Source organism: Rhabdochromatium marinum, from assembly GCF_016583795.1.
Classification (GTDB): domain Bacteria; phylum Pseudomonadota; class Gammaproteobacteria; order Chromatiales; family Chromatiaceae; genus Rhabdochromatium; species Rhabdochromatium marinum.
Window position 1 is genome coordinate 45,101 of record NZ_NRRS01000006.1, and the last position, 14,657, is coordinate 59,757.

General features: G+C 59.9%; 9 protein-coding genes. 6 read left to right on the forward strand and 3 right to left on the reverse strand.

What is annotated here, in order from left to right:
- Positions 1-126 precede the first annotated feature (126 nt).
- Positions 127-3,123, forward strand: coding sequence for a diguanylate cyclase (locus CKO36_RS03220; RefSeq protein ID WP_200280466.1), 2,997 nt, complete (start codon positions 127-129; stop codon positions 3,121-3,123).
- Positions 3,124-3,182: 59 nt separating this feature from the next.
- Complete coding sequence (locus CKO36_RS03225) at positions 3,183-6,038, forward strand: diguanylate cyclase domain-containing protein (protein ID WP_200280468.1); 2,856 nt, start codon at positions 3,183-3,185, stop codon at positions 6,036-6,038.
- 51 nt (positions 6,039-6,089) lie between these two features.
- On the opposite strand, the gene CKO36_RS03230 is transcribed toward CKO36_RS03225, so the two are convergent.
- Together CKO36_RS03230 and kaiC are read right to left on the reverse strand one after the other, a co-directional pair.
- The gene (locus CKO36_RS03230) at positions 6,090-6,416 is read right to left on the reverse strand and encodes a circadian clock KaiB family protein (protein ID WP_200280470.1); all 327 of its coding nucleotides are present in this window, start codon (positions 6,414-6,416) and stop codon (positions 6,090-6,092) included.
- Positions 6,413-8,089, reverse strand: a complete 1,677-nt coding sequence (gene kaiC, locus CKO36_RS03235; RefSeq protein ID WP_200280472.1) for a circadian clock protein KaiC — start codon at positions 8,087-8,089, stop codon at positions 6,413-6,415. The genes CKO36_RS03230 and kaiC overlap by 4 nt, the downstream gene beginning before the upstream one ends.
- A 102-nt stretch (positions 8,090-8,191) precedes the next feature.
- Here kaiC and CKO36_RS03240 point away from each other — a divergent pair, with 102 nt between their 5' ends.
- The gene (locus CKO36_RS03240) at positions 8,192-8,707 is read left to right on the forward strand and encodes a TIGR00645 family protein (RefSeq protein ID WP_200280474.1); all 516 of its coding nucleotides are present in this window, start codon (positions 8,192-8,194) and stop codon (positions 8,705-8,707) included.
- Positions 8,708-8,803: 96 nt separating this feature from the next.
- On the opposite strand, the gene hemE is transcribed toward CKO36_RS03240, so the two are convergent.
- Entirely contained in the window at positions 8,804-9,868 is a 1,065-nt protein-coding gene (gene hemE, locus CKO36_RS03245; protein WP_200280476.1) for a uroporphyrinogen decarboxylase, read from the reverse strand.
- 146 nt (positions 9,869-10,014) lie between these two features.
- Here hemE and uvrD point away from each other — a divergent pair, with 146 nt between their 5' ends.
- The 3 genes from uvrD to hemW all read left to right on the forward strand — a co-directional run bounded on the left by uvrD (position 10,015) and on the right by hemW (position 14,558).
- Positions 10,015-12,177 (forward strand): DNA helicase II, encoded by a 2,163-nt coding sequence (gene uvrD / locus CKO36_RS03250; RefSeq protein WP_200280478.1) that lies wholly within the window; start codon positions 10,015-10,017, stop codon positions 12,175-12,177.
- A 63-nt stretch (positions 12,178-12,240) separates the two neighbouring features.
- Complete coding sequence (locus CKO36_RS03255; RefSeq protein WP_200280480.1) at positions 12,241-13,329, forward strand: TRAP transporter substrate-binding protein; 1,089 nt, start codon at positions 12,241-12,243, stop codon at positions 13,327-13,329.
- Positions 13,330-13,349: 20 nt separating this feature from the next.
- Positions 13,350-14,558: a radical SAM family heme chaperone HemW gene (hemW, locus tag CKO36_RS03260; protein ID WP_200280482.1), complete on the forward strand. Its 1,209-nt coding sequence runs from the start codon at positions 13,350-13,352 to the stop codon at positions 14,556-14,558.
- The last annotated feature ends 99 nt before the right edge of the window (positions 14,559-14,657 follow it).

Here is a 14,657-nt window from a genome sequence, read left to right on the forward strand (position 1 = left end):
GCAACGCGGATAAGCGGCGCTGAATTTTTACCTGGAGGCTGGTTATGCATCACTTATCGGTTCATTTTGCTATCAGGTGCCCTAAACCGTGCTACACCAACTGACTGCGCTGCCCGCGTTGCCACGATGAAATTTCTCACGTTACGTGCTAAATTGCTGCTGTTGCTGTTGCCCCTGGTCATCGGGCCCTTGCTGGGACTGGGCTGGCTGGCCTACGAGCGCTTGCGTACCAGCACCCAGACCAACCTGCTGCGCGAGATGGATACGTTGCTGGATCAGATGGCGCTGAACGAAGCCACCCATCGACGCTCGGCGCTGGCCAACGCCAAATTGTTTGCCGGATCCAATGTGCTCAAACGCTATTTGTTTGCCTCCGAGGACGAGCGTGTCAACTTTCTATTGTTACCCTTGCTGAATCTGTTTGCGAGCTATCAGGACGCCTACGACACCTATGGCGATATTCGCCTAGTCGATCCAGACGGTCAGGTGCTGGCGCGTTACCGGTCTGATGACCAGGCCAAGGCTCCCGCACTGCAAGGTCTGGAGGCCTATCTGGCCGATCTGCGGTCCAAGGATGCCGATGCCATGGCGCGCTATGTGCGTAACCAAGCCGGCGACCCCCTGTTGCTGGTCGGGCACAAACTGGTTTTTGTTGATCCGGTTTTGGACGATAACCGCATTGCCGAGCCGTCGTTGCGCGGTTTTCTGCTGTTGGCTATTTCGCCGGATCATCTGCGCCAGCAGGTCATCAACAGTCATGTCGGGCAAACCGGGCAGATTCTGTTTACCGATGCCCAGGCACAGCGCTTGTTCGACGATGCCAGCACAGGCGCCGATGCGCCGCTGGAAGCCGAGGTGCGCACAGCCATCCAGGCCTCCACCGCTGACGGCAGCGTTCATCAAGCCGAGCACGGGGGGCAGCAGACCCTGGTGCGCGCCCAGTCACTCACTCCCAATCTGGCGCAGGTAGCATTCTTGCCGGTCAGCGAACTCGACATCGCGTCCGCCACGCTGCGCCAGAATATCGCGGTGGTGGCGCTGCTGGCCTTGTTGCTGGCTGCAATTCTGTTATTGGTGGTCTTGCATCTGCTGGTGTTGAAACCGGTGCGGCGGCTTGAGCGAGGCGCGGCGGCCATCGGCGGCGGGGATCTGCGTGCGCGGGTGCCAGTGCGTGGGCGTGATGAACTGGCTCATCTGGCCAGCGTATTCAATCAGATGGCGGCCAATCTCGAAGCCTCGCAGCAGGAAAAAGACCAGGCGCAGCAAGAAGCCCTGGCTAGCAAGCAGCTGGCCATTGACAGTCTGCGCAAGGCTGATCGGCTGAAAGATGACTTTCTGGCCAATACCTCGCATGAATTACGCACCCCTCTGCATGGCATTATCGGGCTGGCTGAGAGTCTGCGCGCCGGTGCCGCCGGTGCGATCAGCCCGGCGGTGGATGAGAATCTGGGGCTGATCATCGCCTCCAGCCAGCGCCTAGCGACGCTGGTCAATGACATTCTCGATTTCTCCCGTTTGCATCACCACGAGCTGCAGCTGCATCTCACTGCTGTTGATGTGCGCTCGATCTGTGATCTGGTGTTGCAATTGCTGGCCAAGCTGGCTGAATCCAAGGGGCTGGCGCTGATCAACAGCATCCCTGATCAGTTGCCGCTGGCCCTGGCTGATGAGAATCGGTTGCAGCAGATTTTGTATAACCTGATCGGCAATGGCATCAAGTTCACCGATCAGGGGTCAATCCAGGTGCGTGCTAGCGTCAATGAACAGCGACAGCTCGCTATCAGCGTGTGCGACACCGGCCCCGGCATTCCGCCTGAACAGCATGAAACCGTTTTTGCCTCCTTCGAGCAACTCGACAGCGGCGCCGGGCGCATGTATGGCGGTACCGGACTGGGGTTGGCTGTGACCCGCTCACTGGTTCGGGCCATGGGAGGGCAGATTGTGCTCGAATCCGAGGTCGGCGCCGGTGCCTGTTTTCACTTTACCTTGCCGGTGGCGGATCAGGCGCCGGTGAATGCCCCGGTTGGCGCGGCGGAGGCGCTTGCGAGCGAGGCGACGGCTCTGAGTCACGAGGACCAACCGGCTGCGGGTAGCGAGGATCAGGAAACCGTGCCGAGTGCCCTGGATGCCTGGACGGGTGGCGGTCAGTTGGTGCTGATCGTGGATGACGATCCGGTCAATTTGCGCGTGCTGACCAATCAGCTGGTTTTGCAGGGCTTTCGGGTTCAGACCACCACCGATGGCGAACAGGCACTGGCCTGGATGAGTCAGAGCGAGGCCGATGATACGCGGGTGGTGCTGCTTGATGTGATGATGCCGCGCATCAACGGGTTTGAGGTCTGCCGCCAGCTGCGCAAACGATTTGCCGCCAATGATTTGCCAATTGTGTTTTTAACGGCGCGCACCCAGGAACGCGATATTCTCGAAGGCTTCAGTGTCGGTGGCAATGACTATCTGCCCAAGCCGTTCTCGCGTGGGGAGCTGATTGCGCGTGTCCACACGCATGTCGATTTAGTCGAACGCACGCGCGCCTTGCACCGACTGACGGAAGAACTGGAGCAGCGGGTGCGTGAGCGCACGCGTGAACTGGAAGCCGCCCATGCTGAGATGAAGCGCCTAGCGATGCGCGATGGGCTCACTCAGGTCTTCAATCGTCGCTATCTCGATCAGGCGCTGGCGCGCGAATGGGGCCGCGCCGGGCGCCATGGTGAACCGCTGGCTGCCATGATGATCGATGTTGATTTCTTCAAGCAATACAATGACCGCTACGGGCACTCAGAGGGTGATCGTTGCCTGCGCGCCGTTGCACAGGTACTCAGTGAGCAGGTGCGTCGGGGCGGGGATATTGTCGCTCGTTACGGCGGCGAGGAGTTTTGCGTCATTGTGCAAAGCCAGGTTAAGGAGGCTCACGCACTGGCCGAGCACCTGTGCGCCGCTGTTGCCGCGCTGGCCATCGAGCATCGCGACTCCAGCGTCGCTGATCATGTCACCATCAGTATTGGCGTTGCGACCCTGGTGCCGGATTCCAGCCAGCAACCCGATGACCTGTTAAAGCGCGCTGATGCCGCGCTGTATCAAGCCAAACAACAGGGACGCAATCGGGTTATTTCTCATCATGATTAAACGGCATGCAGACTGGGAAACCCTGAGCGATTTTTGAGCAACTTCGGAATCTGAAACCAGTGCCTACCATTGAGGAACTCACCGCCGCATTGCACCGTTGTGAAACGGAGCCAGTCCAGCTGATTCCCATGATTCAGCCCCATGGGTTCTTGCTGGTGGCCGAGCCTGTACCTGACTATTGTCTTCTGCAAGCGAGCGGGAATGTGGCCGATTTGTTTGGCAGGCCGTTGGACGAGTTGCTCGGCACCTCGCTGTCCGACCTGCTCGGTCAGGATTGGATTGAGGCGCTCCATCAAGCTTCAGATTGCCAACTTGCCTGCGCGCCAGTTGGGCGGGTGTTCGATCTTGGCATCGGCGACGCATCCCGGCTCTTCCACGCCACGCTGCATCTTGGCGACGATTTGCTCCTAATGGAATTGGAGCCAATTGAGGATTCGGAGATTGGATTTGAAGCCATCGCCTTTCAGCAACGCATGCAGCAGGTCGCAGCCGTTCTCAACGAGCCGCATGATCTGGTCAGCACAGCGGAATTGTTGGCCAAACTGACGCAGCAGATCGCCGGTTACGAACGAGTCATGGTCTATCAGTTCGACCGTGATTGGGAGGGCCGGGTCATCGCCGAGCAGCGTGCTCATGCCGACATCCCCTCTTATCTGGGACATCGCTTCCCGGCCGGTGACATCCCACCGCAGGTGCGTGCGCTCTATCTGCGCCAGCCTTTTCGGTTGCTGGTCGATATCGACGCCAAGGCCGCGCCGTTGCAGCCTGCGATCAACCCACGGCAGAGCGTGCCACTCGACCTGACTGCGATCACCCTGCGCGGTTGTTCGCCGGTGCATATCGAATATCTGCGCAACATGGGGGTTCGTGCCAGTCTGTCAGTGGCTCTAATTGTCGAAGGACAGCTCTGGGGGCTCATCGCCTGTCACCATGCTCGGCCACGTAATCTAGAGCTGCCGCGCCGCGAGGCGGTCAAGTTTCTCGGGCTGCTCGCGGCCATGCGCTTCGCCGCGCTGATCGCACAGGAGCGTGATCAGATGGCCCGGAAAACCCAGCAGTCGATTGGTTCCATGCTTGATCTCTTCTATCGCAAGGGTCCACAGGCCCCCAAACTGCTGCGTTTCGAACAACATCTGACCGACCTGATTGCCGCGACCGGCATTCTAATTCGCGTCAAAGCACGTCGCTTTCGGCGTGGCGCTTTGCCCAGTGATGCCGAACTCGATCAGCTGTTGCCCTGGCTGGATCAACAGCCAGCTGATGAGGTTTTGGCCATTGATGCGCTTGGGGAGGTTTTTCCGGAGGCAACCCGCTATGCCACTCAGGCGGCGGGTGTGTTGGCAGTTTGGATTGATCGGGCCGCAGGTGACAGCATCCTCTGGTTTCGGGAAGAGCGGGTGCATCATGTCCATTGGGCCGGAAATCCAGAAAAAATCCTGGTCAGGGACCACCAGGGCCGGCCCAACATCTCGCCTCGCCAATCCTTTTCAACCTGGACCGAGACCTGGCTCGGGCGCTGTGAGCCCTGGCAAACGCATGAGATCGAGTTAGCCGGGCGTGCGGCCCAACTCATGCACCAGGCCTTTCGGCTGCTGGTTGATCTGAGCCTGACGCTCAATGTGTCCGGCACCGATGCCCAGGATAGTCGTCCAGATGAGGAGTTGATCGCCACCGGCCCGCTGCTGCAAAACCTGCCGGCGGGTGTGGTGGTGCATGCCGCAGATACCCAGATTCTCTATGCCAATCCGCTCGCTCTGGACTTGCTGCGTATGACCGAGGAGCAGGTGTTGGGCCGGCAGACGCTGCGCCCGGAGTGGAATCTGATCGACGAGGCCGGCCATCGGATCTCGGCGGAAGACTACCCGGCCAACCGCGTGCTCAGCACTGGAAATCCTGTGTCTGGCCTGGTACTGGGGATCGTCGATAAACTGGAGCCGGAGCCGACCTGGCTGCTGATCCAGGCGTATCCGCAGGCCGACGCGAGTGGCGAGCATCAGGCGATTGTCACCTTTGTTGATATTAGTGACCGGGAGCGCATTCCCTTCCGGCAGATCGTTGATTTGGCCAATGATGCTGTGGTCGTCACTGAAGCCCAACCCCTCGATCCACCCGGGCCGAGAATCCTCTATTCCAACCAGGCCCATGCCAAACTGACCGGCTATTCGAAAGAGAATGTTCAGGGGCAGACTCCGCGTCTGTTCCAAGGACCGAACACTGATCGGGATACACTAGACCGGATGCGGTTGCAGCTGAACCGGGGCGAACCGGTACGTGAAATCCTGGTCAACTATCATCAGTCCGGCTCAAGCTATTGGGTCGATATCTCGATCACGCCGCTGTACGATCATCGGGGCCAGCTGCGATATTTCTTTGCCATCGAGCGGGATGTCACCGACCAGGCACAAGAAAATCAGCAGCTGCGCGATGCGGCTGACACCGACGCCCTCACCGGACTGCTCAATCGACGCGGTTTTGCCGCTCGCATGCAACAGCTGATCGCCGAGGCCGGTGACCAACCGTTGCGCTGTGCCGCGATTGCAGCAGATCTCGATCACTTCAAACGCATCAATGACCAATTTGGCCATGAAACGGGCGATCAGGTACTCCAGGGGCTGGCCAAGGTGATGCTGGAGGTCTTTCGTCGCGACGACCTGTGCGCGCGATTCGGCGGAGAGGAGTTCATTGTCGTCCTGTTGGACAGTGGATTGGAGGAGGCCCAGGCCGTCGCCGAGCGTTTGCGTCTTCAAGTCGAATCCAGTCTGAGCGCGCCTGACGCCCAGCCGATTACCGTCAGCTTGGGAGTCACGGTCTGGTGCTCGGGCGATACCGAAACCGCGTTGCTGGCTCGTGCCGATGAAGCGCTATACGGGGCCAAGCGCGCCGGACGCAATCAAGTGGTGTCATGCACAGAATGACCTGCCCATTGTCGCATCATCTTGCCATATTGTGTGTGAGGTGTTGGCAGTTTATATGGCACTGGATACTGAAGCCGGCAGATCCAAACCGAAAATGACGCTGTCGCTGTCGGAGAGATCACCGATGACGCGGCGCTCGGGTGCGGGGGTTAGGCGTACCAGCGTGGGAGTGGCGAGGATTTGATCTTTGCGGGCAATTTCCGGATTGCTGCTCAGATCAACGATTTCAATCTGGTAGGGCGTGGTGAGATGCCGCTCACAGAAACAGGTCAGATTGCGTTGTGCGATGATTGATTTGGGATTGCGTCCCACGACATAAAGACGCAACCGTAACACCTCTTCGGTGGCCTCTGCGGGCGTGCCAACCCCGGCGTTCAAGTCGTCCCCCCTGGCTGCGCTTGCCGGGTGGTGGGTGTTTTGGCTTCAGCTTCCAGCAACCCTTCAAGCTGCGCGGCACGCAGTCCGTATTCGGCGCGCAGGGTATCAATGCGGGTTTCCATCAGGGTGCGTTGTAATTCCAGTTGTTCGCGCTGATACGCAAGTTTGCGCTGCTGAGCACTGTGCAGCGCGCGTAAGCGATTTTCCTCAGCGACGCGCTCGGAGCCGCTCAGGTGTCTGCTGATCTCCGCCTGGGGGTCGAGTAGCTTGACCCCCTGATCGGTGAGCAGGAATTCGCGGGTTTGACTGGAATGCGACATGCCGCGGGACTTGATGATGCCCAGCTGGCGCTTGCGGACGCCATGGCTGTCAATGGCTGAGAGCAGAATCCAGGTGTCGATGAGTGAGGAAATGGCCACATCGGTGTGATCCAGTGCGGCACCGCCGGAGGTGAGACTGGTGAAATAGCCGGTAATGCCTTGCTGTTTCAGATAGTCCAGCATGCGCATCAGCATGGCTTTGACCTCCAGCATCTGCTTGGTTTCAGAGGACTCCGCAAAGCTGTTTAGGGGGTCGATGACTACATTTTGTGCTGAGTAGTCCAGAATAGCCTTGTGCATGAGCGTCAGGTGCATTTCCAGACCGGTAAAGGATGGGCGGGTGGCATGAATGTGCAACAGGTCCTGCTCTAACCAGGGCCTCAGATCGATGCCGATGGATTCCATGTTGCGTGTGATTTGGCTGGCAGATTCCTCAAAGGCAAAGTACAGCACCCGTTCACCGCGTTTGCAGGCGGCAGCGGTAAAGTGCCCGGCCAGGCTGGTTTTTCCGGTGCCGGCCGTACCCGAGACCAGAATTGAGCTGCCGCGATAGAAGCCCGCGCCACCGAGCATGTCATCCAGGTGCTCCACGCCGCTGGACAGGCGCTCGCGGCTGGCTTCATGCGTCAGGGTCACGGACGTGATGGGCGCAATGGAAATCCCGTGGTGATCGATCAGGAAGGGGTATTCGTTGGTGCCATGGCTGGAGCCGCGATATTTCAGTACTTTCAGATAGCGGGTGGAGATCAGGTTGCGTGGTTCGTGCGTCAGAACCACCACGCAATCCGAGACATATTCTTCCAGCCCATAGCGGGTCAGGGTGCCGTCGCCACGTTCGGCCGTGAGAATGACGGTCACTCCCCGATCTTTCAGCCAGCGCAACAGCCGGGATAGTTCAGTGCGCAACACCTGCGGATTGGGCAGACTGGCGAACAGTCGCTCCAGGGTATCGAGCACAACTCGCTTGGCACCAATGCGCTCGATGGCATCGGCCAGGCGTAAAAAGAGTCCATCAAGATCGAAGGCGCCGGCGGTGGTGAGTTGCTCGGATTCGAGCTTAATCTCATCAATCAGCAGGTGTTGGTGCTCCATTAAGGCTGTCAGATCAAAACCAACCGAGGTGAAGTTTTCACACAACTCGGCTATGCTTTCCTCAAAGGCCACAAAAACACCCGGCTCGCCATAGTCGGTGGCGCCGCGAACCAGAAACTCCATCGCAAAGAGTGTTTTTCCGCAGCCAGGTCCGCCGCAGATCAGGGTTGATCGAGCCTGTGGCAGTCCGCCGCCGGTGATCTGATCAAAGCCCTGGATTCCGGTCTTGGCTTTGGTTAATGATGTCGAGGGACGAATCATGCAAGCTTCCCTTATGAGCGCGGCGCCTGGACTCCGGAACCGACCGGGCCGACCGCCGCATAAGCATCACAATTTGTTAATGCAGGGGTGATACCAATCCTTATGAGTCTAATCGAGCGCCTTTTCGAAAGCCTGTTGTTTCGCAGCCGCTGGCTGCTTGCGCCACTGTATCTGGGCATGGTCCTGTCGCTGGTGCTGCTGGTGATTAAGTTTGTGCAGAAGTTCATTGCGACGGCCATGGGCTTTCTGGAGCTGAGCAGCACCGGGATGATTCTGGATGTGCTCGGACTGGTGGATATTGTCCTGATCGGCAATCTGTTGCTGATTGTGCTGTTCAGCGGCTATGAGAATTTTGTCTCCAAGCTCGATGTGGTTAAGGACCATGTCGATAAGCCTGAATGGATGGGCAAGGTCGGCTACAGTGATGTCAAACTCAAAATCATCGGTTCGGTGGTGGCCATTTCCACCATTGAGTTGCTACGCGCCTTTATGAATATCGGCAATTTTGACAAAACCGAAGTCGCCTGGATGATCGGTTTGCATCTGTGCTTTGTGGTATCCGGCGTGCTCTTTGCGCTCATGGAGCGGCTGGCCCATCGCCGGCATTTCGGTGCCTGAAGCAGCGATTGAGCCAGGGACTGAATCCCAGGCTGGGATCACCTAGGCGAAGCGCCAAGTGATCCCTGGGCCTGATGATTCGTGCCTGCCACCTGCTTAGGCGTGATAGGGCCGGCTGAGCTGATGCACGGCGGCGACCATGGCGGCGGCATGCTCGGGATTGACATCGGGATGGATGCCGTGGCCCAGGTTGAACACATGTCCCGGGCCGCTGCCATAACTGGCCAGCACCCGGCCCACTTCACGCTCAATGCGCTCGGGCGAGGCGTAGAGGGTGCAGGGGTCAAGATTGCCTTGCAGTGCCACCTTATCCTTGACCAGGCGGCGCGCGTCGGCCAGATCCATGGTCCAGTCCACACCCAGGGCATCGCAGCCGGTTTCGGCCATGCGATCCAGCCACTGACCGCCGCCCTTGGCAAACAGCACCACGGGCACCCGGCGTCCATCGGCCTCGCGCGTCAGTCCCTCGACGATACGCTCCATGTAGCGCAGGGAGAATTCGCGGAAATCAGCCGGGCTCAGCACGCCGCCCCAGGTGTCGAACACCATGACTGCCTGGGCACCACGGGCAATCTGGCCGTTCAGATAGAGGATCACCGTGTCAGCGATTTTGGTGAGCAGCTTGTGCATCAGCTCGGGGCGGTCGAACATCATTGCCTTGGTCAGGGCGAAATTCTTGGTGCTGCCGCCCTCCACCATATAGGTGGCCAGCGTCCAGGGCGCACCGGAGAAACCGATCAGTGGTACCCGGCCTTGGAGTTCACGGCGGATCAGCGCCACGGCGTCCATCACATAACGCAGTTCCTGCTCGGGATCGGGGACCAGGATGCGTTCAATATCCTCCTCCGTGCGCACGGGCCGCTCGAAGCCGGGGCCTTCACCCTCGCTGAAGTAGAGTCCCAGGCCCATGGCGTCGGGGATGGTGAGGATATCGGAGAACAGAATGGCCGCATCGAGCGGGAAGCGTTCCAGCGGCTGCAAGGTCACCTCGCAGGCCAGTTCGGGATTGCGGCATAGGTCCATGAAGCTGCCAGCCCGCGCACGGGTCTCGCGATACTCGGGCAGGTAGCGCCCGGCCTGACGCATCATCCAGACCGGGGTGTAATCGACAGGTTCGCGCATCAGGGCGCGCAGGAAAACATCGTTTTTGAGTTCAGTCACTTTTATGCTGTCCGCTTCGCAGTGGTGGTGAAAAATAAACAACCTGATCTAGGGTGGGAGGATACTACAGCGAGCCATGCGACGGGCAAATCGCGATGACCGCCAAGCGGCCTTGTGGCGCGTATTCTGCGGTAGAATGCTTCCCCATGGACGTTTCTCCCATTCTGGATCCTCTCAATCCCGCCCAACGCGAAGCGGTCTCGGCGGCCGGTGGCAATGTGCTGGTGCTGGCCGGGGCCGGTTCCGGCAAAACGCGGGTTTTGGTGCATCGCATTGCCTGGTTGCTGCAAGTCGAACAGCTCCAGCCCTGGTCGGTATTGGCGGTGACCTTTACCAACAAGGCCGCGCGCGAGATGCGCGCGCGCATCGAAGAGATGCTCGCCCAGCCCGTCGGTGGCATGTGGGTGGGCACTTTTCACGGGCTGGCGCATCGCTTCCTGCGCGCACATTGGCAGGATGCCGGGCTGCCGCAGCAGTTCCAGATTCTTGATTCAGACGATCAGTTCCGGCTGATCAGACGCCTGCTGAAAACCCTGGCGCTTGATGAGGCGCGCTGGCCACCGCGTCAGGTGCAGGGCTATATCAACAAACGCAAGGATGAAGGACTGCGCGCCGCACATCTCGATGATGGCGGGGATTTTTTTGAACAGCAGATGATCCGCATCTATTGCGAGTATGAGGAGACCTGCACCCGGGGCGGGGTGCTGGATTTTGCCGAGCTGTTGTTGCGCGCCCATGAGTTGCTGCGCGAGCGCCCGGACATTCAGCACCACTATCGCACCCGCTTTCGCGCCCTGCTGGTGGATGAATTTCAGGATACCAATGCCATCCAATACGCCTGGCTGCGGCTGCTGAGCGGCGATCACAATAATCTGTTCCTGGTTGGGGACGATGATCAGTCCATCTATGGCTGGCGCGGTGCCAAGGTCGAAAACATTCAGAGTTTCCAGCGCGATTATCCCAATACCCAGGTGGTGCGCCTGGAGCAGAATTATCGCTCCACTGGCACCATTCTGGCTGCCGCCAATGCGCTGATTGCCAACAATCCGACCCGACTGGGCAAGGAGCTTTGGACCGAGGATGGCGCCGGTGACCCGGTGCGCTTGTATGCCGCCTTCAATGAGATTGATGAGGCGCGCTTTGTCGCCGAACGGGTGCGCCAGGGCTGTGCGGAATCGGGTCTGCGCCGCTCGGAATGCGCTATTTTGTATCGCACCACGGCCCAATCCCGACTGTTCGAGGAAGCCCTGATGCAGCTGGGGCTGCCGTACCGGGTCTATGGCGGGCAGAAGTTCTTCGAGCGCGCTGAGATCAAGGACGCACTGGCCTATCTGCGCCTGCTGGCCCATCCTGAGGATGACGCCGCCTGCGAGCGGGTGCTGAATGTGCCGCCGCGCGGCATCGGTGCGCGCACCGTCGAGCGTTTGCGCCACGAGGCGCGTGAAGCGCGCTGCTCTTTGTGGCATGCGCTCAATCAGGCCTTGGTTGGGAACCTGTTACCCGCGCGTGCCACCGGCGCTCTGCGCCAGTTCGTTGAGCTGATTACCAGGCTACGCGAGGCGCGGGACCAGCCCACACTAGCGGATCTGACCCTGCAAGTGATCGAAGCCAGCGGACTGCCGGCCCATTACGAGAAAGCCAAGGATGGGCGTGGCATCGACCGCTTGGAGAACCTGGAGCAGCTGGTTGAGGCCGCACGTCGTTTCGAGGCGGAGCTGCATGACGAGGAGGCCGATCCACTGGGCAGCTTCCTGGCCCATGCCGCGCTGGAAGCGGGCGACACCCAGGCCGATGGCCATGAGGATGTGGTGCAACTCATGACTCTGCACAGCGCCAAGGGGTTGGAGTTTCCGCTGGTGTTTGTCACCGGGGTCGAAGAGGGGCTGTTTCCGCACAGCCTGTCGGTGGATGATGCCAGCCGGCTCGAAGAGGAACGTCGCCTGTGCTATGTCGGCATGACCCGCGCGATGCGCCAGCTCTATCTGACCTATGCCGAAACCCGGCGTTTGCACGGACGCGAGGAAGCCCCTATGCCCTCGCGCTTTCTGCGCGAACTGCCAGCGGAACTGGTTGAGGATGTCCGCGCCCATCGTCGCGGCAAGCGCGCCGGGCTGGGGCGCGCCAGCGCGCCGATGGCTGCGGCCGGTGGCTTTAGGCTCGGTGATCAGGTGGTGCATCCCAAATTTGGCCGTGGGGTGGTGCTCAACAGCGAGGGCACTGGCAGCAGCGCCCGGATCCAGGTCAATTTCGAAGCTGTGGGTTCCAAATGGTTGGTGTTGGCTTACGCCCGGCTGGAGCGCGCCGAGTGAGGCGCTGGCGTTGTCCGGCCAGGTGTTCATTTAACCCGTCCTGATGAGAAGGAGAAACCGTCGATGCAACGCAGAGATTTCATCAAAGCCGCTGGCGTCGCCGCTGTCGCAGCCGGCGCTGGCACCCAGGTTCAGTCCGCCCAGGCGCAAACCAAGCCCGAGCACCGCTGGAAACTGGTCACCACCTGGCCGAAGAACTTTCCCGGTCTGGGCACGGGAGCGAATCATCTCGCGGCGCTCATCGGGCAGATGAGCGGCGGGCGCATTGAGGTTAAAGTCTATGGGGCTGGTGAACTGGTGCCGGCGTTTGAGATTTTCGACGCTGTCTCAGCCGGCACGGCGGAGATGGGGCATGGCGCGGCCTATTACTGGAAGGGTAAGAGCGAAGCGGCGCAGTTTTTCACCACGGTGCCCTTTGGTCTGACCGCGCAGGAAATGAACGGCTGGCTCTATTACGGTGGCGGCCTGGAGCTGTGGCAGGAACTCTATGCCCAGTTCAATCTGGTGCCGGCAGCGGCGGGCAATACCGGTGTGCAGATGGGCGGTTGGTTCAACAAGGAAATCAACTCGCTCGACGACATTAAGGGCATCAAGATGCGCATTCCCGGCCTGGGTGGCGAGGTGCTGAAACGCGCCGGCGGTACACCGGTCAATCTGCCGGGCGGGGAGATTTTCACCTCGCTGCAATCCGGTGCCATTGATGCCACCGAATGGATCGGCCCCTATAACGATCTGGCCTTTGGGCTCTACAAGGCGGCGAAGTACTACTACTACCCCGGCTGGCATGAGCCCGGCACTACGCTGGAGGCAATCGTTCACAAGCCCAGTTTCGACAAGCTGCCCGAGGATCTGCAAGCCATCGTCATGGCCGCGTGCAAGGTGGTCAATATTGACATGCTCTCAGAGTACATGGCGCGCAATCCAGCTGCGCTGACAACCCTGGTTGAAGAACATGGTGTTGAGGTGCGGGCCTATCCCCAGGATGTGTTGGTGAAGTTGCGCGACCTCTCGGGCGAAGTGGTGGCCGAGATTGCTGAGAAAGATGACTTCTCCAAGCGGGTCTATGCGTCTTATCATAAGTTCCTCAAGCAGTCGCAGGACTGGAGCAAACTCTCTGAATACGCCTATCTGAACGCTCGCGATCACGCCTGAGTGCGCGTTCAGTTGCGCTAGTGTGCATCAAGCGCCGTTTTGCGGCTGGTCCGCCACCACTGGCGCTTTATGTGCACTGGCCTTGGTGTCTGCGCAAGTGTCCCTACTGCGATTTCAATTCCCATCCGCTGTCGGCGCAGCGGGCCTCACTCCAGCCTCAGGCCGCCTATGTGGATGCGCTGCTGGCGGATCTTGACGCCGAGCTGGTCTGGCAGCCGGTTACTCAGCCCGTTGAGACTCTATTCATCGGTGGCGGAACTCCAAGCCTGTTGGCTGGTTCTGAGTTGGCACGCTTGCTGGAGGGCATTCGCGCGCGGCTCGATCTGAGTGCCGAAGCCGAACTCACCCTGGAAGCCAATCCCGGCGCTGTCGATGCGCAAGTCTTTACCCAAGCGCTAGCCGCCGGTATCAATCGGTTGTCGCTGGGGATACAGTCACTCAGCGACAGCAAGCTGCATACTTTGGGTCGGCTGCATGATGCCAAGCAGGCGCGCCAGGCTGTGGCGGCGGCCCGACAGGCTGGCTGTCGAAATCTGAATCTCGATCTGATGTTCGGGCTGCCGGGGCAGACGCTGGCCGAGGCGCGTAAAGATTTGCAAGCTGTCCTGGCTCTGCAACCAGAACACCTTTCCTACTATCAGCTCACCCTGGAACTTGATACCGCCTTTGCCCGCCAGCCGCCGTCGCCGCCGCTGCCCGAGGACGATGTGCTGGCCGAAATGGCTGAGCAGGGCCAGCGACAATTGGCGGCCAGCGGCTATCGGCACTATGAGGTGTCTGCTTATGCCCGACTAAGTCAGGTTTGTCGGCATAACCTCAACTACTGGACCTTCGGCGACTATCTGGGGCTGGGGGCCGGCGCCCATGGCAAACGCACCGACATCACCACCGGCCAGGTATGGCGCCGTGCCAAGTGGTCGGATCCGCCGCGCTATCTGAGCGCAAGCCAGGCCAGCCAGCGCGATCCTATGGCGCTGTTGGCCGACAGTCATACACTGCACGAGAGCGATCTGGTACTGGAGTTCGCGCTCAACGCCCTGCGGCTGCACGATGGGGTGCCGTTGTCACTGTTTGAGTGTCACACCGGCTTGCCCTCAACCCGGCTGGCAGCCGCCTGTGCCCATGCGCAACAGCAAGGGCTGCTGGAGCGCAGTGCTACCCATCTGCGTGCCACAGCCTTGGGGCAGCGGTTCCTAAACCAGCTGCTGGAATGCTTTGCGCTGGACTGATTTCGCGCCTGGGTGTTATTGCACCTGCCTCCAGAGAATTCCAGTGATGGGTGCAATTACAAGCAGCAACACCAGCAACAATGGGATAACAAAGGCCTT

Excerpts from the sequence above, each read along its gene's own strand:
- CKO36_RS03220 (WP_200280466.1), top strand. The coding sequence starts at position 127 with ATGAAATTTCTCACGTTACGTGCTAAATTGCTGCTGTTGCTGTTGCCC.
- kaiC (WP_200280472.1), bottom strand. The coding sequence starts at position 8,089 with ATGATTCGTCCCTCGACATCATTAACCAAAGCCAAGACCGGAATCCAG.
- CKO36_RS03240 (WP_200280474.1), top strand. The coding sequence starts at position 8,192 with ATGAGTCTAATCGAGCGCCTTTTCGAAAGCCTGTTGTTTCGCAGCCGC.
- uvrD (WP_200280478.1), top strand. The coding sequence starts at position 10,015 with ATGGACGTTTCTCCCATTCTGGATCCTCTCAATCCCGCCCAACGCGAA.
- CKO36_RS03255 (WP_200280480.1), top strand. The coding sequence starts at position 12,241 with ATGCAACGCAGAGATTTCATCAAAGCCGCTGGCGTCGCCGCTGTCGCA.